Here is a 20,018-nt window from a genome sequence, read left to right on the forward strand (position 1 = left end):
GGGGCTGAGGTGATGCGCGGGGAGTTTACAGTGCCTTTCTCCCGGCGCATCTCGCCTGTTTCAAGATGAAGATGAAGCCGACTCAGTTTGCCGGGTAAAGCGCGACAGCAGCACGCGATCGAGCACCCACACCGCCACCAGAGAAGCACCCACCAACGGGAAGGCCACTGCCAGGGCGAACATGATCACCATCGCGGTTTTCCATTTTGGCAGGTCATGGCGCAGCGGCGGCACGCCGAGTTTTCCTTGCGGACGGCGCTTCCACCAGATCACCACGCCGCTGACCGCGCTGAGCAAAATCATCAGGCAGATCAGCAACACGACGATCTGATTGAACACACCGAACATCTTGCCCTCGTGCAGCATCACGCCGATTTCCGTGGCGCGGGCGACGGTGCCGTACTGCTCGAAGCGTACATCGGCCAGGACTTTGCCGGTGTACTGATCGATGTGCAGCGTGGCGTCATTGCGCGGGTCGTCGGCGAATACGGCGATGGTGAACACGCCGGTCGCGGTGGTCGGCAGGGTGATGCTGTAACCCGGTTCGACCTTGCGCTCGCTGGCGATGTTTTGTACGTCCTGCAGGCGGATGGTCGGCGATGCCGGACCGGCCGCTGCGTCGTCGTGGGCCATGTGCTCGGCATGGTCGCCGGACATCGGCATCGGGGTGTTTTCCATGGCCCACGGCACGGTCTGGCGGGTGGCGGTGTTGAGGCTGCGTGCCTCGACGTCGGACTTCGGCACGTCATCCCACATGGCCGCCGGGAACACGTTCCATACTTCGGCGTATTGCTTGCCCCAGAAACCGGTCCAGGTCATGCCGCTGAGCAGCATCACCAGCAGCAGGGATGCGCCCCAGAACCCGGTGACCGCGTGCAGGTCGCGCCACAATACGCGACCTCGACTGTTCAGGCGTGGCCACAAAATGCCTGCCGCCTGACCGCGCGGCCACCACAGGAAAATGCCGGACACCACCAGCACCACGCCCCACCCGGCGGCCAGTTCGATCAGCCGATCGCCAACGGTGCCGATCATCAGCTCGCCGTGAATCGACCGGGCGATGGCTTGCAGGTTCTTCTTGGCATCTTGTTCACCGAGGATGTCACCGTGGTACGGATCAACGAAAACGTTCAGCTCCTTTTCATCGTTGAGCACGACAAACTGCGCGCTGCGCTCGGCAGTGACCGGCGGCAGGTACTGGGTGACCTGACCTTGTGGGTAAGCCGTTTTCACCCGTGTCAGCAGGTCGTCGGCCGGGACGGTGTGATGACCGGCCGGGACGTTGAGCAGGCTGCTGTACATCAACGAGTCGAGCTGCGGTTTGAACAGGTAGACGGTGCCGGTCAACGCCAGCATCACCATGAATGGCGCAACGAACAATCCGGCATAGAAATGCCAGCGCCAGGCCAGGTTGTAGAAATTCACTTTGGGCTGTTTCATCACGTGTGCTCCGCTTGGCTGGATCTTTTAGTTGTTTGTTTTTGCGGTTGCTGCGCAACCGATCGCGAGCAGGCTCGCTCCCCTGTAGGGGCGAGCTTGCTCGCGAAGTTTTTAGAAACTCATGTCCACCTTGGTCCAGAGCGTTCGCCCCGGTTCCTTGATGGCTTGCGGGTCATTGGCCGGGTAGCCGAAACCGGCGTTGCCGGCCAGGTTCAAGTGCTCGGCGTAAGCCTTGCCGAACAGGTTGTCGACGCCGCTGCTGACCTTCCAGTTGCTGTTGATCCGATAGGCACCGTTGAGGGAGAACACGCCGAAGCCCGGCGTCTTGTCGAAGTCCTTGCCGACCACGTTGCCCTTGTTCTGGTCGATGCGGTTTTGTGCGGCGACCACTCTCCACAGTGCGCCGGCGCTCCAGTTGTTTTCGCTGTAGGTCAGGCCGAAACGGGCATCCAGCGGCGGCATCTGCGGCAATGCACTGCCATCGCTGCTGTTCTTGCCCCAGGCGTAGGCCAGGGTCGCGTCGGCTTTCCAGTTGTCGGTGAAGTTGTAAGCGGCGCCCAGTTCGCCGCCCATGATTCGCGCGTCGATGTTTTCGGCTTGCGAGGTCGTACCCATCATTGTCGGGGTGTAGTTGAACAGGATGTAATCGCGCACCTGCCCGACGTAAGCCGAGGCCCAGGCTTCGAGGTCTTCGGTCTTGTATTGCAGGCCGAAATCGAGCTGGGTGGTTTTTTCCGGTTTGATCGAGTCGAAGGCATTCACCGAACCGGCGGGGCCGGACTTGGGAGAGAAAAGCTCCCAGTAATCCGGGAATCGCTGGGAGTGACCGAGGCCGGCATACAGGGTGGTCGGGCTGTCGGCCAGGTCATGCTCATAGCGGATGAAACCACTCGGCAGGGTGTCGGCGCGGGTGTCGTCGGCGGTCGGATTGGGGCGGGTCATCATGCCCGAGCCGGTGGTCTGCCGATAATCCTTGGCCGAGGCGCGGTCCAGGCGCGCGCCGCTGATCAGGCGGTCACGGTCGGCGGCGTACCAGGTCAATTCGCCGAAGACTCCGTAGTTATGGAAGTCGGCATCCTTGGTGTACGGCAGGTCCTTGTAGGTGTCGACGCCCATGGCGCCGCGCTGGCGATGTTCGTTGGTCTGCGCGTCGATGCCGCCGATCAGTTGCACATCAGTCCAGCGCCAGGTGGCCTTGACCCGGGCGCCGAGGGTGCGGCGGTCGACGTTGGAGGCCATGGGGCCGGCCATCATCCCGGTGCCGGAGGGCGTGCGCAGGGTGTAGTTGTCCATCACGTGATCGGCGTAGTTGTAGTAGACCTGCGCCTCGACCTTATCCAGTACCTCGCCGATGTTGGATTGCTCGAAGCGCAGGCCAAGGCTTTCGCGCAGGAACTGCGAGCCGTCCATGCCGCGCCCGGCGTAGCGGGCTTCACCATCGCCACGGCCGGCGGTCAGCTCCAGCAAGGTGTCGGTGTTCGGCGTCCAGCCGACGGCCACGTCGCCGTTCCATTTGTCATAGCGCGACGCCACGGTGTCGTTGTTGCCGTCCTGGTAGTCGTCGGAGTGTGCGGTGTTGCCGATGACCCGCACATAACCCGATTGTCCACCGGCGGCAGCGTCCACCAGTTTGTCGAAGCGGCCGTTGGAGCCGGCCAGCACGCTGGCGTTGACCCGGGTGCCGAGTGCGCCGAAATGCTCCGGCTCGCGGTCGAACAGGATAGTGCCAGCCGAGGAACCCGGTCCCCACAGCACGGTTTGCGGGCCTTTGATCACGGTGAGCTTGTCGTAGGTTTCCGGCGAGATGTAGGAGGTCGGGGCGTCCATCCGGCCCGGGCAGGCACCGAGCATCATGCTGCCGTTGGTGAGGATGTTCAGCCGCGAGCCGAACATGCCGCGCAGCACCGGGTCACCATTGGTGCCGCCATTGCGCACCATGGCAAAGCCGGGGATGGTCTTCAGGTAATCGGCGCCATCGCTGGCGGGCACCGGTTGTCGCGGGTCCTTGGGGTTGGTGACGATGGTCAGGGGCGAGCTGGGCGCAACGGCGGTAATCACCGTCGGGCTCAGTTCTTCGGTGTGACCGGCATGGTCATCGGCCAGCACAGATGGCGCCAGCAATGCACCGCACAGGATAGCGGTGGCGTGTCTGAAACGAACGCCGAATTCGTTCAGGGCATAAGAGGCTTGGGCAGGGCTCAAGCACGGGACAGCGGAAAACCTGGACATGACAATTTCCATCGAACAGTCGTAAACGACACGGCCGGCAGCCTGAAGCTGTCCCTGTGGGAGCGGGCTTGCTCGCGAAAGCGGTGTGCCAGACGACATCAACGTTGACTGATACTTCCTCTTCGCGAGCAAGCTCGCTCCCACAGGTTGCTTTGGCTGTCTTGCGGACCGTGTGAAATCAGAAGTGAGTGTTTACGCGACGACGGGCGGGGCGCGGGTGCGGGCGCCGGGGAAGAAGGTTGGCCGGGCATGGCCCAGGCGGGGAGAGGGTGTGGTGAAGGTATTGATGGGCGGGATGACGAAGTTGGCGAAAGACACGCCACCGGTCAGCGCCGGGCAATTGAACAGCAGGCTGCAATAGCCACACTTTTCCCACAGCACATGGTGCCCGGGGGCTGGCGGGCAATGCTCGGTGGTGGCTTGCGTGGCTTGCGTGGCTTGCGTGGCTTGCGTGGCATGGTCGGCATGCTCCATCGCCGACATGTCCATGCTCATACCCGTAGGCATGTTCATCGACATGGCGCGCGAATCCATCGGCATCGACTGAGAAATCAGCGGACCGATAAAGATCATCAGCATGGCGAACAGGCTGATCCAGCTGCCACGTGTCAGGCTCAATGCCTGATTGCGTGACCCGGATGACCTGGCGCTAAGCGGGCGCATGGGCGGATTCAGCGCGGGTGGTTATTGCGCGTGCTTGTGTTCTTGCATGGCGTCCGGCGCCTGCTTCTGCACCGCGACTTCGACCGTCACGTCACCGGACTTTTCGAAGTGCAGCGTCATGGGGAAGCGCTTGCCGTCAGTGAGCAGGCTGCGGTCCTTGAGGCCCAGCAACATCACGTGATAGGCCATGGGTGCGAAAGTGACCTCGCCACCGGCGGGCACTTCCACGCTCGGTACGTGCTGCATTTTCATCATGTCGCCTTGCATCACGTGCTCATGCAATTGCGCTTCGCCCGCAATGGGGGTGTCGACGCTGAGCAGGCGGTCGGCGGTCTTGCCTTGATTGTTGATCACGAAATACGCCGCAACGGTGGGCGCATTGGGTGGCAACTCCTGGGACCACGGATGAGCGATTTCCAGTGTGCCGACCTTGTATTCGTGGGCATTGGCAAAGCAGGCAGGCAGCAGCAACGCAGCCAGAACGATGAGTTTGTTCAACATGGCAATTCTCCGGAACGATTTAAAACGCAGTCAATTGCGAGAAAAAATCACACCAGAGGGGACGCGCGGGGGTTGAGACTCGGCCATTGCTGGCGCGGTGACGGGCTTTCCAGAGAGGTGGCAGGCAGGCTTCGGTTGGACTCGAAGTGCGCGAAATACAGTTGTGGCGTATGCCCCGGCAACGCCACCAATGGCGCGGAACCCGAGCAGCACCAGCAATGCTGCATGTTGGAATGATCGTCGCTTTGCGGGGCTTTCTGTTCAAGGTCGCCGATGGAAATCGCCACCATCCTGGTGCCACTGGAGCTGCAGAAGCTGCCCCACAACAACTGTTCGGCGGATGACTTCGCCGTTTGCGCCATCGCTCCGGACATCGGCATGGCGAGCATGTTGAACAGCACTGCGAAGCAGGCTATCCAGGCAATTGCGAGCCGTTGTCGGGACATGGGACAAAATCCGTTTGGGTGGGCGATCAGGCGCGGGCTATTTAGCCTGATCAGGGCCGATAAGTAAAAAGGCGGCGTGCGGTGTGGTGTCGCAGCATCAGACAGCGATGGCGTGCAAACGCAGACCCAAGGCTTTCATAACCTTCATGATAGTCGCGAATTCCGGATTGCCACTACTGCTTAGTGCCTTGTACAGACTCTCGCGCCCCAAGCCGGCATCACGGGCTATTTGTGTCATGCCCTTTGCCCGGGCGATATCGTTGAGCGCTGCACGTATCAGCACGCCGTCTCCAGCATCCTCTTCAAAGCAGGCATCCAGATAAGCCGCCATTTCTTCCGGTGTCTTGAGAAACTCGGCGGCATCAAAACGGGTAAATTGTTCGGCCATGATTTACTCCTCATTACCGATATTGTGTGCCATTTGAATAGCACGTTTGATATCTCGTTTTTGAGTCGACTTGTCACCCCCAATCAACAGCAAGTAAATCACCTCATCTCTGCGAGTGAAGTACAACCTGTAGCCTGGGCCGTAGTGAACGCGCATCTCATACACCGCAGCACCTACAGATTCACAATCACCAAAATTTCCATACTCGGCTGCCCGGAGTCTCGCGATTATTCGAGCTTTGCCAATGGTGTCCCTCAGCGAGTTGAGCCAGTCAGCAAATACTCGGGATCGCTCAAATTCGACCATATTTAATCGTATTCCTTGGGATACAGGGTGGCAAGCGTCACTTTCTTTTGGGCGAGGCCATTCATCCCCGTGGATGTCGGGTGCGCTTGATCGGTTCAGGAGGAGGCGAACTATAGGAATGCGGTCGTAGAGTAGATAGCCAGCTGCGTCTGAGTTTATTGCCAGCGCAATCGCTGGATTTAGCAACTCTCAGGAACAGTCCTACATCGATAGGACATCCAGCATATCCGCCACCGAGAGGAATTCACGATCCACGTCGGGCAACACCGGCCGCTTCAAGACAATCACCGGCACCCCCCGCTCACGCGCCACTTCCAGTTTCGGTTCGGTCGCTGTGCTGCCGCTGTTCTTGCTGATCAGCACGTCGATGTTTCGCCGTTCGAACAACTCGCGTTCATCGTCGATCAGGAAGGGCCCACGTGCGCCAATCACTTCGCAGCGCTCGTTGCCCGGATACACATCCAGTGCGCGCAGGGTCCAGAATTGTTCCGCTGGAATTTCGTCCAGGTGTTGCAGGGGCTCGCGACCGAGGGTGAACAGCGGTCGACGGAAGGGCTTCAGGGCGTCGATCAGTCCTGCCCAATCGCTGACTTCCCGCCAGTCATCACCCGCTTGGGCTTGCCAGGCCGGACGCCGTAGCGCCCAGCAGGGAATGCCGCTCAAGCGCGCGGCGGTCGCGGAGTTCTGGCTGATCCGGGCGGCGTAGGGGTGAGTGGCGTCGAGCAGCAGATCGATGCCTTCATCGCGAATAAATTGCGCCAGACCCTCGGCACCACCGTAGCCGCCGACGCGCACCTGGCATTGCAGATCCGTCGGAATCCGACCGACACCGGCCAGGCTGTAGATATGCTGCGGTCCCAGCGTGCGGGCAATGGCCATGGCTTCGGTCACGCCGCCGAGCAACAGGATGCGCTTCATTGAAAGGCTCCCGCATGGCCAACGATCCCGCCCTGGCGATCGATGGCGAAGACTTCCACCTGAACCTGCGCCGGCACCACGCTGCGGGCAAAATCCAGGGCGTGCTGACAGACGGCATCGCCCAGGGCGACCCCGGCTGCGGCGGCCATGGCCAGTGCCTGCTGGCTGGTGTTGGCCTCGCGGATGCTCTGCTGCAACGCCGCATCGGCGCCGACCTGCGCCGCCCATAACGCCAGTTGCGGCAGGTCAATGCTCGAATGACGACTGTGCAAATCCATGTGCCCGGCCGCCAGTTTGCTGATCTTGCCGAAACCACCGCACAGGCTGAGTTTATCCACAGGTACTTTGCGCAGGTGCTTGAGCACGGCGCCAACGAAGTCGCCCATTTCGATCAGGGCGATTTCCGGCAGGTTGTAGACCCGGCGCATGGTGTCTTCGCTGGCGTTGCCAGTGCAGGCGGCGATGTGCAGGTAACCGTTGGTTTTCGCCACGTCGATACCCTGGTGGATCGAGGCGATGTAGGCCGCACAGGAAAACGGTCGGACGATACCACTGGTGCCGAGGATCGACAGACCGCCAAGAATGCCCAGGCGTGGATTCATGGTTTTCAGTGCCAGTGCCTCGCCATTCTCGACATTGACCGTGACCTCGAAACCGCCGATGTAGTCGAGCTCGTCAGCCAGTCGGGCCAGGTGTTCGCTGATCATTTTGCGCGGCACCGGGTTGATCGCGGGCTCGCCGACTCCCAGCACCAGCCCGGGCCGGGTCACGGTGCCGACACCGCGACCGGCCTTGAAGCGCGTCCCCGGTTCGCTGCTCAGGCGCACCTGGGAGTAGAGCAGGGCACCGTGGGTCACGTCCGGATCGTCACCGGCGTCCTTGAGGGTTCCCGATTCGGCGCCGTCCTCGGTGAGGCGGCAGAACTCCAGGCGCATCTGCACCTGTTTGCCCTTGGGCAACACGATTTCCACCGCATCGGCGGATGTGCCAGCCAGCAGCAGACGCGCGGCGGCGAGGCTGGTGGCCGTGGCGCAACTGCCGGTGGTCAGGCCGCTGCGCAGAGGGGCGGGGTGTTCGGCGGTTTCGTCACGCATCGAAGGGCTTCGTCACGTCCAGCAAGGTAATCGGCAAGGCCTGGCGCCAGGTGTCGAAGTCGCCCAGCGGTTGGGCCTGGGCGATATGAATTCGCGTCAGCTCCCCGCCGTGTTGCTCGCGCCAGGCCATCAGGGTCATTTCACTTTGCAGTGTGACTGCGTTGGCAATCAGCCGGCCACCGGGTTTGAGTTCGGCCCAGCAGGTATCGAGCACGCCTTCGCGGGTGACACCGCCGCCGATGAAAATCGCATCCGGCCGCTCCAGCCCGGTCAGTGCCTGCGGCGCGCTGCCGCGAACCAGTTGCAGGCCGGGAACGCCGAGGGCATCGCGGTTGTGTTCGATCAACGCTTGTCGGCCCGCATCTGCCTCGATGGCCAGTGCGCGGCAACCGGGGTGGGCGCGCATCCATTCGATGCCGATCGAGCCACTGCCGGCGCCGACATCCCACAACAGTTCGCCGGGGGTCGGGGCCAGGCGCGCGAGGGTGATGGCGCGCACATCGCGCTTGGTCAGTTGGCCGTCGTGCCTGAAGGCGGAGTCCGGCAGGCCGGCCAGTCGCGACAGGCGTAGCGTGTTCGGCTCGGCGATACACTCGATAGCGATCAGGTTCAGGTCGGCGATCACAGGATCGGTCCATTCATTGGCGATGCCGTCGACACGTCGCTCGGTTTCACCGCCCAAATGCTCGAGCACCGTTATCCGGCTCGGGCCGAAACCACGTTCACGCAGCAGTGCGGCGATGGCGGCGGGGCTGCGGCCGTCGTTACTCAACACCAGCAAGCGCACGCCACTGGACAATTGCGCGTTGAGTGCGGCGACGGGGCGGGCAACCACTGACAACGTGACCACTTCCTGTAAGGGCCAACCCATTCGCGCCGCGGCAAGCGAGCAAGAAGAGGGAGCGGGCAGAATAAGCATTTCATCGCTGGATAAATGTCGGGAGAGACTGGCTCCCACCCCGAAAAACATTGGATCACCGCTGGCCAGGACGCAAACGGGTTCTCCCTGTTTCGCCAAAACCGGTTCAAGGGCGAAGGGACTGGGCCACAATTGCCGTACACCGCAGATGCAGGCTGGCAACAAGTCCAGTTGCCGTTGACCGCCAATGATCCGCGTAGCGTTCAGCAGAGCGTGTCGGGCATTTTTGCCAAGCCCCTTGAAGCCTTCTTCTCCAATGCCTACCACTGTCAGCCAGGGGGTCATGCTGTTCCTCATCTATCAATCGAAGCCAAATCATCGCGCTGCCGGTCTGTGTCGACCTGTGCGGTGGTGCATCATAGCGCGGTGTGGATTGAGTTCGCCGGTTGTCAGCGGGAGAAAGCGTCATTGACGGTGATAGCGCACTATTACGGATGTATTGTTGGTACCTTTTGCAGGTCGAATCTCTTCATCCTGATTTCGCTCCGTTTGCGGTCTATGAGCGCTCTTTTGCTTTCGAGTACGCTTTTATCAAGTTTCAGAGTGGCTCGGTGCTGAATGATCTTTGTCGTCTGTTCTTCCATGTGAAAAAATAGAAAATTGCTCCTTTTTGTAGATGTCACCAATTCGAGATTAAAAACTGCGATCTCAAGAAAACCCTTTGAATCATAGCGTGCAGGTATTACCTGAAACCGCTCTCCCAAGAGACTTTGTTGATCCAGCGAATACAGCGCGGGCTCGTCGGTTTTCAGCGCGTCGAGCGTGTCAATCATGGCGTTCCCTTGTCGGATGTCCGGCATGGCTTGAGCGCTTTGGACCAGAAACTCCGCAATGCTTTTCGAGAGGGTGTGTTGAGTGCGGGTAAAGATCGCATCCTGAAAGACGGACCAGCCAAGAAAATTCAACGTTGTGACGTATTCATGCAGCCACTTTGTCGAGTTGGCAAAGCGACTGCTGACCATGTCGGCGGACTGGGTGGCTATCTGAGTGCAATGAGTGAAGTCATCGTAATCTTGCAGCGAAAGTTGCTCGATGCATGAAATGAGATTGTGGGCGGTCAATGCTCCAGCCGGTGTTTCCGTGTTCATGTACTACTCCTTGAATATATCTATGTTCCGGTGTTGTTTGTTTTGTATGTTGGGTAAAAGTACAAGAGTGGCCGTGTGGTTTGAATAAGATTGATGGGTGAAGTTGATTCTTGCTGTTTGCAAGCGAAGCAACTTTATGTCTGGATCGAGAGTATTTCGTCGTCAAGCCGCTTGGGCTTTTCATCAGACCGCCCAAAGCAGGCATAATGCTGTCCTTCGTCTTGTACCGGTCGTCCTGTGAAGTCACGTCAGATACCCAACCGCTTGCGCCCTTCCGCCTGTCCCGGGTTGTTGCGTGTCGTCCAGGCATTGGACGGTGGTATTTGCCGGATCAAACTCGACGGTGGCGCCATCCGTGCGCACCAGGCAATCGCTGTGGCCGATGCCGCCGAGCGATATGCCAGCGGAGCGATCGAGGCGACCAACCGGGCCAACCTGCAGATCCGCGGCATTGGCAACGAGCAAGCGGCGTTGATCGACAGCCTGCTGGCCGCCGATCTGGGGCCGCGTACGGCGGCTGGCGACGATGTGCGCAACCTGATGCTCAGCCCCGGCGCCGGGATCGATCGGCGCATGCTGTTCGACACCCGCCCGCTGGCCGGGCAGATCCTCGCCACACTGCAAAACCAGGAAGCGTTCCACGACCTCAGTGCCAAGTTCGCCGTGCAGCTTGATGGCGGTGAAGACCTGACGATGCTCGAGCATCCCCATGACCTGTGGCTCTCGGCGTTTGAACAAGACGGCGAGCGACGACTGGCGTTCGGTCTGGCGGGATGTCCGACGGACAGCCCCGCCGGTTCGGTTGCACTGGCTGACGGGCACGCGCTGGTAGTCGCGGTCCTTGAGTTGTTCCTTGAACTGGCGCGCCCCGAGCAGACGCGAATGCGCCATTTGCTGGCCGAGTACCCGATCGGGGGCATTGTGCTTCGACTGGCTGAGCGAGTGCCGCTGCAGGCCGTTATCGGTTGGCAACGGGTTTCGGGCTCCAGTGATTTGCACATGGGTGCCCATCCCCAGGCCGAGTCCGGTGTTGTCTATGTGGGAGCCGTCCCGCCGCTGGGGCGACTCGATCCGGCGATGCTGCGGGGTGTGGCACAACTGGCGCGGGAGTTCGGTGATTCCAGTCTGCGCTTCACGCCTTGGCAAAGCCTGCTGTTGCCCAATGTCCGCACGGAAAACGCCGCTGAGGTCATTCGGCAATTGCAATGTCTGGGCTTGCAGTGCGAAGCCGATCTGCCATTGTCCCGGTTGATTGCCTGCACCGGCTCAAACGGCTGCGGTAAAAGCCTGGCCGAGACCAAGGGTGATGCCTTGCAACTGGCGACATTGCTGCAACGTCACGGACAAACGCCGAGTGTCCATTTGAGCGGGTGCGCGCGCTCCTGCGCCGCCGCGCATACGGCGCCCGTCACATTACTGGCCGTCGCCCACGGTCACTACGACCTCTATTTTCGCGATGCAGCGCTGCCGGGTTTCGGCGCGCTGCACGCACGCAACCTTACTATTGAAGCGGTCGCGACCCTGCTCGACGCCCGCTCACGGAGCCCCCTTGATGCTTGATTACATCCGCGACGGTCAGGAGATCTATCGCAACTCCTTCGCGATCATTCGCGCCGAGGCCAACCTCGACCGAATCCCGGACGATCTGGAGAAACTCGCGGTCCGTGTCATTCACGCCTGCGGCATGGTCGAGGCCATCGACGGCCTGCAGTTTTCCGAAGGTGCGGGCAAGGCCGGGCGTGATGCGCTGGCGGCCGGCGCGCCGATTTTGTGCGATGCGCGGATGGTCTCCGAAGGCGTGACCCGTGCGCGGTTGCCGGCGAACAATCCGGTGATCTGCACCTTGCGCGACGAGAGTGTTCCGGAACTGGCTCGTGATTTGGGTAACACCCGCTCAGCCGCTGCGCTGGAACTGTGGCGCCCGCATCTGGAAGGCAGCGTGGTGGTCATCGGCAACGCTCCGACGGCACTGTTTTACTTGCTGGAAATGCTTGACGCCGGTGCGCCAAAACCGGCGCTGATCCTCGGTTTTCCGGTGGGCTTCGTCGGCGCCGCCGAATCCAAGGCCGCGCTGGCGGCTGACAGCCGTGGAGTGCCTTTTGTCATCATGCAGGGTCGCCTGGGCGGTAGCGCCATGGCCGCCGCCGCCGTCAATGCCCTCGCCACGGAGATCGAATGATGCAGCAACCTGGACGTTTGATCGGCCTCGGCGTCGGTCCCGGTGATCCGGAACTGATTACCGTCAAGGCCCTGCGCTTGCTGCGCGAATCCCCAGTGGTGGCGTACTTCGTGGCCAAGGGCAAGAAAGGCAACGCCTTCGGTATCATCGAGGCGCATCTGCAGGAAGCGCAGAATTTGTTGCCGCTGGTGTACCCGGTGACCACCGAAGCCTTGCCGGCACCGTTGTCCTACGAGCAAGTGATCAGCGACTTCTACGATGACGCAGCCGACGAATTGGCGACGCATCTCGATGCCGGTCGCGACGTGGCGGTGATCTGCGAGGGCGATCCGTTCTTCTACGGCTCCTACATGTACCTGCACGACCGGCTCGCCGAGCGTTATCAGGCCGAAGTCGTGCCCGGTGTGTGCTCGATGCTCGGCGGGGCCTCGGTGCTCGGTGCGCCGCTGGTGTATCGCAATCAGAGTCTGTCGGTGTTGTCCGGTGTGTTGCCGCACGACGAACTCAAGCGTCGCCTGGCCGATGCCGATGCGGCGGTGATCATGAAGCTTGGGCGCAACTTTCCCAAGGTTCGCCAAGTGCTGGAAGAACTCGGCTTGGCCGAGCGCGCGTTGTACGTCGAGCGCGCGACCATGGCCAATCAGAAGATCGTGCCGCTGGATCAGGTCGAGCCGATGTCCTCGCCGTACTTCTCGTTGATCATCGTTCCTGGTGAAAGGTGGCAAGGCTGATGACCCGTCCAGTTCCGGCGATTGTCATTCTTGGCAATGGCAGCCTCGCCACCGCGCGTAGTATTCAGCAGGTGTATCCCGGCGCCCTGATCCATGGCTTGGCCGAACGGGTCGAAGGTGCGGATCGGGCCTATCACGAGTTCGGTGCGACCCTGCGCGAACTCTATCAACAGGGCACGCCGATCATTGCTCTGTGCGCGGCCGGGATCGTGATCCGCACGCTGGCGCCCTTGTTGCTGGAAAAAGGCGCCGAACCACCGGTATTGGCGGTAGCCGAAGACGGTAGCGCCGTGGTTCCACTGTTGGGTGGTCTTGGTGGGGTAAATGTGATGGCGCGGGAGATTGCCGCCGCGCTGGAAGTCGCGGCGGCGATCACCACCAGCGGCGAGTTGCGTTTCGGCACGTGCCTGCTCAACCCGCCCAGTGGCTATGCCCTTGGTGATCTGGAGTTGGGCAAGCGTTTCGTTTCCGATTTGCTCGCCGGCGAAACGGTGCGCATTGAGGGTGAGGCTCCGTGGCTGGCACACGTGCAGTTGCCTGAGAATGAGCAGGCGCGGCTGACCGTTCACGTCGGCCATACCGAGCGCGAGCCAGCCGCCAACGAATTGCTGATCTATCCACGCAACGTGCTGGTTGCCGTCACGGGCGAGTCGAGCAATGTGTCGGGGACCATTCGCGAGGCTTTGCATCAGGCCGGAATCGCCGTGCAATCGATGGCTTGCCTGTTGGCCGCCGACACCGAAATGGCCAGCTCCGCGCTGCGCGAAGTTGCGCTTGAGCTGGGTGTGCCATTGCGTTTTGTCAGTGCTGCAGGTGCGGCCAGTGAACTGCTGCGGCATGCCATAGCGCAGCCTGTCTCCATCGTTGGTGATGACACTATTGCCATTGCGGTCGCCGAGCAGCCGCTGGACCCCTTGCAGATCGGCCGCCCTCGCGGGCGCCTGGCGGTGATTGGTCTCGGGCCGGGCGCTGCCGAATTGATGGTGCCGGCGGTGAAGGCGGAACTGGCTCGTGCCAACGATGTTCTCGGCTACGAGACCTACGTGCGCATGGCCGGGCCGTTCCGGGCTGATCAGATCCTGCACTGCACCGATAACCGTGAAGAAATGCAGCGCGCCCGTCACGCCTTTGAACTGGCTGCCCAAGGTCGGTCGGTGGTGGTGGTGTCGTCTGGCGATCCGGGTGTCTTCGCCATGGCAGCCGCTGTGCTTGAGGCGCTTCACGAGTCTAGCGATGCCATCTGGCACAACGTCGATCTTGAGATTTTGCCGGGTGTCTCTGCTTCGTTGGCAACGGCTGCCCAGGCCGGTGCGCCCTTGGGGCATGACTTCTGTGTGCTGTCGCTGTCGGACAACCTCAAGCCTTGGTCGATCATTGAAAAACGCCTGGATCTGGCCGCTCAAGCCGATCTCGCTCTGGCCTTTTACAACCCGATCTCACGTTCGCGGCCGTGGCAATTAGGGCGGGCGCTGGAGATTGTTGGCCAGCATCGTGAACCGGCCACTCCGGTTGTGTTAGGGCGGGACATCGGCCGTCCGGGTCAGACCTTGCGGGTGACAACACTCGGTCAACTGAGTGTCGATCAGGTGGACATGCGGACCATGGTACTCATCGGCTCTTCGACAACGCGCGTGATTCCTCGCCTCGATGGCAGTACGTGGGTGTACACGCCGCGCAGCTATGGCGATAAGCTCACCCCCCTATAACAGTAAGTATTTTTTATTTATTGGATAAAACCGGATCGTCATAGGTTAATGACGGTCCGGTTGTCTTGCGTGCTTTATCTGTATGAGTTGTATGTGCTCTTAGTAAATATTGATTGAGGTACATATGTTGTATTTAGTCGCTGTTGATAGTCTGGATAGGGCAGGTTAGATTCAGGGCGCTCCCGGATGGGGCGCTTATTAATATATAAAGGAGTATTGTTTGTGGATAATTTTGAGAGTGCGGTAAGTGTTTCGCAACGCGTTGACTTTGTAAGAAAGTGCATTCAGAAGCGTAAAGTTTCCTTGGCTGGCAGGCCGCGTGTAAGGTCCTTGGCTTTGTCGATTGCATCGAGCCCTACAAAGGAGCTCAACGCGGTGGTACTTGGCAACAGTCTAGTCGGGTACGGAGACAAAATAAGTCTCGAGAACATGGCGATTATTGAAAACTTGATCACCATGTCGAAGATGGAAGCAACTTACGAGGTTTCTGATAGTAAGGATCCCAAGGCTTGGTACCATGCGTTTACAAAGTGCATGGAGGAACTTGGATGTTTCGTGCCGGATAAAGGCTATTCAAAATACAGCGCCACTTCGCTTAAGGTAACGATGGATAATGTCATGGTCGATATTATTCAGGCGGCCGTCGAAGCCGCAAAGGCTGCAATTCCAGGGGCCTCCGTGCTCAGTGCAGTGACCAGCTCTACATTGGATGCATTGAAGAAAGAGCCTGAGGCGATCAACCTGTTGAATCTTGAGTCGAAGAATGCCGAAGGCGTGCGCTTGTCCACTATTCCCTGCGAACAAATGGCAAACGGAATTATCCTGATTGCGATAGGCGCGGTTGATCATCAGGGTGGGGGGAAGGACGGCGGTTTGCTGTTTGTTGATTGGAAGACGTCCTCTCTGGATATTTTTCACGGAAAGTCGTTCATTACTTTCAATCCCGTCCGTTATGCGGAAATCAAGTCGGATATCGAAGAGTATCTTGGCGTTCACCGAAAGGAAGTTCTGGTCAAGCGTTTCAGCCGGCGCAAGTGAAGGGGCAAGGCCAGAGGCTTTGTGTCTCTGGCCTTCTTGAAAACAAGGAAAGCGTATGGCGTATTCCGTATTGATAAATTCAGGCAGCGTTTTACTGTTGTCGACGTCGTTGTCGGCTGCAGTCGGGCAGGACGCCCTTGACACTATTTTATTTGCGCAACTCGCGGCAGAGGAAGACTTTCCAGGCGGCAGGAACCACGCTCAATGGACCGATGTATTTGTGGATACGCTGGTTGCCTGTGGTTGGAAGTTCCACGATCAAGGGAGAACTTCGGGAATGTTCCCGGTTGCAGGTGTTACGGTTTTCTCAATACAGGACGCTGTCCATGCGGCCTTTCAATCAAGTCTGTCCGCTGAGCAGATCGTGCTGACGGCAAGTGCTTTGCGCAGGGTCGCGCAATTGCCGGAGACGTCGGTGGCAGCCGGTGTTTTCCGTGGGCAATCGATCATGACTGTCGAGACTGAATCGGCGAGCACGGCAGGTCATTACGCCGGCAACCGTCATCATCGCGTGAGAGTGCTGGCAGGCGTTGTCGAGGCTGATGGCTTCCTGACGTTGGCTTCGGTGTTTTTTGAAACGGGTCAGCCGATAGATCGCCAGTTCATCAGGCAGGATTTTGCCTTGAGTCGCGTTGTGGGAGGTGTGAGCACTTCGTTCCTTCATTCGCGGTTTTCGGTCGACGAATACAAGGCATTCAGAGAAGACACAGTGCTGTGGTTAGGGTCGCAACGACAGGCACTGTGCATCCAGGTCAGCGAGCACGCCGTGCAGTCTCCTCGTTGATTGATGCCGGTTTTCCGACACCGCTCAAGGGGAGACCGAGAACAAGAACGGTGAGAGACATGACGGGCTAAGGAAGCAGGTAGCCCCTGACCCCGGTGAAGATGATCTGTGCCGCCAGTGCACACACGAACAACCCCATTAATCGGCTGACGATCTGTAACCCCTGGTCGCCGAGAATCCGTTCGATGCGGCTGGACAAGAACAGCACCACGCCCACGGTAAAACTGGCCAGGGCAATGCCGACAATGGCCGTGAGCTTGTCGTCCCAGTGCGGCTGGCTCACGCCCATCACCAGCAAGGCACCGATGGTGCCGGGGCCGACTGTCAGCGGGATGGTCAATGGAACGATGGTGACATCCTGCTGCACATTGTCGGTCTGTACCGCCGATTTGCCTTGCGCCATGCCCAGCGCCGAGATGAACAGCACACTGCCGGCACCGATACGAAAGGCGTCCACGGTAATGCCGAACACACTGAAAATCACTCGGCCGAACAAGTACAGCAGAACGCTGGAGACCAGGGTGGCGACCGCTACTTTCCAGGCCAACCGACGCTGTTCCTTGCGCGAATAACCACGGGTCAGGCTGATGAAGCAGGACAACACGAAGAATGGGCTGTAGAGCACCAGCATCTTCAGATAAACGCTGAACAACACATGGAGCATGGTGCCGGGCTCACTGGCGAGGGAAGTCGAGGGGGAGTCTATCAGGGGTTGCGACGTCTGTCGGCTCAGGACGTTGGGGTCGTCGTGCGTTTCTGCTGATCACGCTGGGCGACCCAGTGTTCGATCAGTTCGCGCAACTGCGACAGTTCCACCGGCTTGGCCATGTGTCCGTCCATGCCAGCCTGGCGCGCACGCTCTTTATGTTCGGCAAGGATATGGGCGGTCAACGCCACCACAGGGGTGCGAACCCGCTGGTTGCCGACTTCCCAGGCACGCAATTGCTGGGTGGCTGAGAAGCCGTCGAGGATCGGCATTTCGCAGTCCATCAGCACCAGGTCGTAACGCTGGGCTTTCATCGCCTGCAGGGCTTCTTCGCCGTTGCAGGCGGTATCCGGTTGCAGGTTGAGCTTGCTCAGCATGCCGCGGATCACCTTGGTCGAGATGCTGTTGTCTTCAGCCACCAGAATGCGGAAGTCGCAGGGGACCTTGACCGGCAGCGTCGGGCCGATTGGCACGGGCTGGGTCGCGACGAGCCCTTTGTTGCGCTGGGTCAGTTCGTCGGCCAGGGTGGTCTTGAGGGTGTAGCCGGCAACCGGCTTGGCCAGGATGCGCTTGATCCCGGAGTTGCGCGCGATGATCTTGCTCGGTGCGTTGCTGATGCCGGTGAGCATGATCAGCAGGATGTCATGGTTCAGGCTCGGGTCTTCCTTGATCTTGGCCGCCAGTTGCATGCCGGTCATGCCGGGCATGTTCTGGTCCAGCAAGACTATATCGAAGTAATCGCGCAAATGAGCCTTGGTGCGCAGCAGGGCCAGCGCCTCCTTGCCGGAAGATGCGGCGCTGACGTTCAGGCCCCAGGCGCTGCATTGCTGCACCAGCACCTTGCGACAGGTGTCATTGTCATCCACCACCAATACCCGCGCACCTTGCAGCGGGCCGTCGAGGTCGGAGGTCGGGTGTTCGAGGCGATCCGGGTCCAGCGGCAGGGTCAGCCACAGGGTGCTGCCCTGGTTGTTGCCGCTCTTGATCCCGAATTCCCCCTGCATCAAGCGGATCAGCTGGCGGGCTATCACCAGCCCCAGGTTGCCGCCCAACTGGGTGGCCGAAAGAAAATGCCGGCTGTGCAGTTCGGCGTGCATCAGGGCGTCGCGCTCTTCGGCGTCCATGGGCTCGCCGCTGTCCTGCACGGCGATACGCAGGCGTGGTTTGGTGTTGCGCTCGTCGAGCGCCACGACGATCAGGATTTCGCCTTCATCGGTTTTTTTCAGGGCGTTTTCAAGCAGGCTCAACAGCGTCTGGCGCAAGCGTGTCGGGTCACCGCTGATCACCCGCGGCACTTGCGGCTGGATGAAGCTGATCAACTCGACGTTTTGCTGCTCGGCCTTGGCGCGGAAGATGCTCAGGCAGTCTTCGATCAGCGCGTTGAGGTCGAACTGCACGTCGTCCAGTTCAATCTGTCCGGACTCGAGTTTGGAAATGTCGAGAATTTCGTTGATCAGTGTCAGCAGTTCGTTGCCGGCGCTGTGGATCGTCTGTACGTAGTCGCGTTGCTTGACCGATAGCGGTGTGCCCAGCAGCAGTTCGGTCATGCCGAGGACGCCGTTCATCGGGGTGCGGATTTCATGGCTGATTTTTGCCAGGAACTCGGCCTTGGCGTTGATCTCGGCGTTGCTGGCCGCCAGGTCACGACTGATGCTGAAGCGGTCTTCGGTGATGCGTCGCTGGCGCTCGCTCAGTGCAATGCTCATCAACAGGCCGCTGATGCAGATGAACGCCAGCAATGTGGTGATCAGGCCATGGGGTTCGATCAGGGTCAGCCCCAACAGAGCAGGCAGGATGACCAGTGTCCCGAGGTTGAACACCACCATGGCCGCCACGAAGAGGCGAGCCGGGCGATAACCTTTTTGCCAGTGATAGGCGCTGATGAACAGCATGGTCAGGCCAGCCAGGGCTACCAGGCCGTAGGTGATGAAGTTCAGCGGCAAGGTATTGACGAACAGCAGCATCAGGCTGCAGGCGGTGATCAGCACGACCTCGCCAAGCAGCAACCGGTTCAGCGGATGCGGCCCGAGCGGGGCGAAGAAGCGATAGGCAAGCATCAGGCCGCAGGGGGCAGTCATTAATAATGCCAGGTAAGCCCCCGGCGTTTGCAGTGCATGCCAGTCCGGCAGCCAGGGGCTGGCGAGATTCAGCAACAACAGCAGACTGAGCATCAACAGCCCTTCGCACGTCGCCAACCAGAGGGCGCTGTGCGAGCGGGTGTAGGCGTAGCGGATGAGGTTGTGCAGGATCAGCATGGCGATGCAACCGAACAGCAGGCCATAAATCAGCGTCTGGTTCTGGTTGGCGGCCGAGATGATCGCTGACTGCAGGGTGATGTAGGGTCGTAACTGGTGGTCGGAGGCCAGTCGCAGGTATACGTCGAGGGGGGTGTCGCTTTGCGGCAGGGCCAGCATGAAGTCGCTGCTGGGCAATGGTCGCTCGGATTGGGGGTGTTCGTTGCCCGTGCTGGATTGATCGATCAGCTTGTCGCCGTCCAGTACGTACATGTTGAACTGGCGCAGGTCAGGTGCGAACACGCGCAGCAACTGTTCATGTTTGCCCGGTGCAAGCCTGAATCGCAACCATAACGCGCCATCGGGTTCGGCGGCGGTAATGCGGTCGAGTTCGATAGGGCTGAATTGATTGGTGTAACGTGCGGAGCGGATGTCGCTCAGTTGCAGGTCGCCCTGTTCGTCGAGCAATACCGCCCAGCCACTGCCTTGCGCGGCCTGGGCCGGTAGCATGCAGAGCAAGGTCAGCAAAGTGACGGTCAAGCTTATGGCAATCCTGAGCCAGCGCACGGCGAAATCCCTTCGTTAGGTTGATGCCAGAATATAACGATGCGCGGCGCCGGAATAGCCAGGCAATAAACAGTGTTCATT

General features: G+C 60.1%; 19 protein-coding genes. 6 read left to right on the forward strand and 13 right to left on the reverse strand.

What is annotated here, in order from left to right; genetic code table 11:
• Positions 1-60 precede the first annotated feature (60 nt).
• From AC1RP7_RS08400 to AC1RP7_RS08450, 11 genes are all read right to left on the reverse strand, one after another.
• Entirely contained in the window at positions 61-1,440 is a 1,380-nt protein-coding gene (locus AC1RP7_RS08400) for a PepSY-associated TM helix domain-containing protein (RefSeq protein WP_429521906.1), read from the reverse strand.
• A gap of 111 nt (positions 1,441-1,551) precedes the next feature.
• Entirely contained in the window at positions 1,552-3,669 is a 2,118-nt protein-coding gene (locus AC1RP7_RS08405; protein WP_493181597.1) for a TonB-dependent copper receptor, read from the reverse strand.
• Between the two features lie 192 nt (positions 3,670-3,861).
• A complete protein-coding gene (locus AC1RP7_RS08410; RefSeq protein ID WP_493181598.1) occupies positions 3,862-4,332 on the reverse strand; it encodes a DUF2946 domain-containing protein in 471 nt (156 codons plus the stop codon).
• 21 nt (positions 4,333-4,353) lie between these two features.
• A complete protein-coding gene (locus AC1RP7_RS08415; RefSeq protein ID WP_057712179.1) occupies positions 4,354-4,833 on the reverse strand; it encodes a copper chaperone PCu(A)C in 480 nt (159 codons plus the stop codon).
• Positions 4,834-4,880: 47 nt separating this feature from the next.
• On the reverse strand, positions 4,881-5,279 hold the full coding sequence (locus AC1RP7_RS08420; protein WP_079246679.1) for a DUF2946 domain-containing protein: 399 nt from the start codon (positions 5,277-5,279) through the stop codon (positions 4,881-4,883).
• A gap of 97 nt (positions 5,280-5,376) precedes the next feature.
• Complete coding sequence (locus AC1RP7_RS08425) at positions 5,377-5,667, reverse strand: addiction module antidote protein (protein WP_057397803.1); 291 nt, start codon at positions 5,665-5,667, stop codon at positions 5,377-5,379.
• A gap of 3 nt (positions 5,668-5,670) precedes the next feature.
• Entirely contained in the window at positions 5,671-5,973 is a 303-nt protein-coding gene (locus tag AC1RP7_RS08430; RefSeq protein ID WP_150813566.1) for a type II toxin-antitoxin system RelE/ParE family toxin, read from the reverse strand.
• A 201-nt stretch (positions 5,974-6,174) separates the two neighbouring features.
• A complete protein-coding gene (locus AC1RP7_RS08435) occupies positions 6,175-6,891 on the reverse strand; it encodes a cobalt-precorrin-6A reductase (protein ID WP_493181599.1) in 717 nt (238 codons plus the stop codon).
• Positions 6,888-7,985: a cobalt-precorrin-5B (C(1))-methyltransferase gene (locus AC1RP7_RS08440; RefSeq protein ID WP_493181600.1), complete on the reverse strand. Its 1,098-nt coding sequence runs from the start codon at positions 7,983-7,985 to the stop codon at positions 6,888-6,890. Before AC1RP7_RS08440 ends, AC1RP7_RS08435 begins: the two co-directional genes overlap by 4 nt.
• Positions 7,978-9,189 (reverse strand): precorrin-6y C5,15-methyltransferase (decarboxylating) subunit CbiE, encoded by a 1,212-nt coding sequence (cbiE, locus tag AC1RP7_RS08445; protein ID WP_493181601.1) that lies wholly within the window; start codon positions 9,187-9,189, stop codon positions 7,978-7,980. The genes AC1RP7_RS08440 and cbiE overlap by 8 nt, the downstream gene beginning before the upstream one ends.
• A 143-nt stretch (positions 9,190-9,332) precedes the next feature.
• Positions 9,333-9,992, reverse strand: coding sequence for a hypothetical protein (locus AC1RP7_RS08450; RefSeq protein ID WP_492587188.1), 660 nt, complete (start codon positions 9,990-9,992; stop codon positions 9,333-9,335).
• A 252-nt stretch (positions 9,993-10,244) separates the two neighbouring features.
• Between AC1RP7_RS08450 and cobG the strand changes: the two genes are divergently transcribed.
• From cobG to AC1RP7_RS08480, 6 genes are all read left to right on the forward strand, one after another.
• Positions 10,245-11,552 carry a precorrin-3B synthase gene (cobG, locus tag AC1RP7_RS08455; RefSeq protein ID WP_493181621.1) on the forward strand — a complete coding sequence of 436 codons (1,308 nt, stop codon included), beginning with the start codon at positions 10,245-10,247 and terminating at the stop codon, positions 11,550-11,552.
• Positions 11,545-12,171, forward strand: coding sequence for a precorrin-8X methylmutase (locus AC1RP7_RS08460; RefSeq protein ID WP_057712171.1), 627 nt, complete (start codon positions 11,545-11,547; stop codon positions 12,169-12,171). Before cobG ends, AC1RP7_RS08460 begins: the two co-directional genes overlap by 8 nt.
• Positions 12,171-12,902, forward strand: coding sequence for a precorrin-2 C(20)-methyltransferase (locus AC1RP7_RS08465; protein ID WP_033063580.1), 732 nt, complete (start codon positions 12,171-12,173; stop codon positions 12,900-12,902). Before AC1RP7_RS08460 ends, AC1RP7_RS08465 begins: the two co-directional genes overlap by 1 nt.
• The gene (cobJ, locus tag AC1RP7_RS08470; protein WP_493181602.1) at positions 12,902-14,608 is read left to right on the forward strand and encodes a precorrin-3B C(17)-methyltransferase; all 1,707 of its coding nucleotides are present in this window, start codon (positions 12,902-12,904) and stop codon (positions 14,606-14,608) included. Before AC1RP7_RS08465 ends, cobJ begins: the two co-directional genes overlap by 1 nt.
• A 222-nt stretch (positions 14,609-14,830) precedes the next feature.
• Complete coding sequence (locus AC1RP7_RS08475; protein WP_493181603.1) at positions 14,831-15,646, forward strand: hypothetical protein; 816 nt, start codon at positions 14,831-14,833, stop codon at positions 15,644-15,646.
• A 55-nt stretch (positions 15,647-15,701) separates the two neighbouring features.
• Positions 15,702-16,430 carry a hypothetical protein gene (locus AC1RP7_RS08480; protein WP_057712168.1) on the forward strand — a complete coding sequence of 243 codons (729 nt, stop codon included), beginning with the start codon at positions 15,702-15,704 and terminating at the stop codon, positions 16,428-16,430.
• Positions 16,431-16,497: 67 nt separating this feature from the next.
• On the opposite strand, the gene AC1RP7_RS08485 is transcribed toward AC1RP7_RS08480, so the two are convergent.
• Together AC1RP7_RS08485 and AC1RP7_RS08490 are read right to left on the reverse strand one after the other, a co-directional pair.
• A complete protein-coding gene (locus AC1RP7_RS08485) occupies positions 16,498-17,094 on the reverse strand; it encodes a MarC family protein (protein WP_057712167.1) in 597 nt (198 codons plus the stop codon).
• A gap of 65 nt (positions 17,095-17,159) precedes the next feature.
• Positions 17,160-19,937 (reverse strand): hybrid sensor histidine kinase/response regulator, encoded by a 2,778-nt coding sequence (locus AC1RP7_RS08490; protein WP_493181604.1) that lies wholly within the window; start codon positions 19,935-19,937, stop codon positions 17,160-17,162.
• Between the last annotated feature and the right edge of the window lie 81 nt (positions 19,938-20,018).

This window comes from Pseudomonas sp. GW822-FHT01E03 (assembly GCF_058802985.1).

Bases quoted from the DNA above. Each gene is read 5' to 3' on its own strand.
- AC1RP7_RS08400 (WP_429521906.1), bottom strand. From the start codon at position 1,440: ATGAAACAGCCCAAAGTGAATTTCTACAACCTGGCCTGGCGCTGGCAT.
- AC1RP7_RS08405 (WP_493181597.1), bottom strand. From the start codon at position 3,669: ATGTCCAGGTTTTCCGCTGTCCCGTGCTTGAGCCCTGCCCAAGCCTCT.
- AC1RP7_RS08410 (WP_493181598.1), bottom strand. From the start codon at position 4,332: ATGCGCCCGCTTAGCGCCAGGTCATCCGGGTCACGCAATCAGGCATTG.
- AC1RP7_RS08415 (WP_057712179.1), bottom strand. From the start codon at position 4,833: ATGTTGAACAAACTCATCGTTCTGGCTGCGTTGCTGCTGCCTGCCTGC.
- AC1RP7_RS08420 (WP_079246679.1), bottom strand. From the start codon at position 5,279: ATGTCCCGACAACGGCTCGCAATTGCCTGGATAGCCTGCTTCGCAGTG.
- AC1RP7_RS08425 (WP_057397803.1), bottom strand. From the start codon at position 5,667: ATGGCCGAACAATTTACCCGTTTTGATGCCGCCGAGTTTCTCAAGACA.
- AC1RP7_RS08430 (WP_150813566.1), bottom strand. From the start codon at position 5,973: ATGGTCGAATTTGAGCGATCCCGAGTATTTGCTGACTGGCTCAACTCG.
- AC1RP7_RS08435 (WP_493181599.1), bottom strand. From the start codon at position 6,891: ATGAAGCGCATCCTGTTGCTCGGCGGCGTGACCGAAGCCATGGCCATT.
- AC1RP7_RS08440 (WP_493181600.1), bottom strand. From the start codon at position 7,985: ATGCGTGACGAAACCGCCGAACACCCCGCCCCTCTGCGCAGCGGCCTG.
- cbiE (WP_493181601.1), bottom strand. From the start codon at position 9,189: ATGACCCCCTGGCTGACAGTGGTAGGCATTGGAGAAGAAGGCTTCAAG.
- AC1RP7_RS08450 (WP_492587188.1), bottom strand. From the start codon at position 9,992: ATGAACACGGAAACACCGGCTGGAGCATTGACCGCCCACAATCTCATT.
- AC1RP7_RS08460 (WP_057712171.1), top strand. From the start codon at position 11,545: ATGCTTGATTACATCCGCGACGGTCAGGAGATCTATCGCAACTCCTTC.
- AC1RP7_RS08465 (WP_033063580.1), top strand. From the start codon at position 12,171: ATGCAGCAACCTGGACGTTTGATCGGCCTCGGCGTCGGTCCCGGTGAT.
- cobJ (WP_493181602.1), top strand. From the start codon at position 12,902: ATGACCCGTCCAGTTCCGGCGATTGTCATTCTTGGCAATGGCAGCCTC.
- AC1RP7_RS08480 (WP_057712168.1), top strand. From the start codon at position 15,702: ATGGCGTATTCCGTATTGATAAATTCAGGCAGCGTTTTACTGTTGTCG.
- AC1RP7_RS08485 (WP_057712167.1), bottom strand. From the start codon at position 17,094: ATGCTCCATGTGTTGTTCAGCGTTTATCTGAAGATGCTGGTGCTCTAC.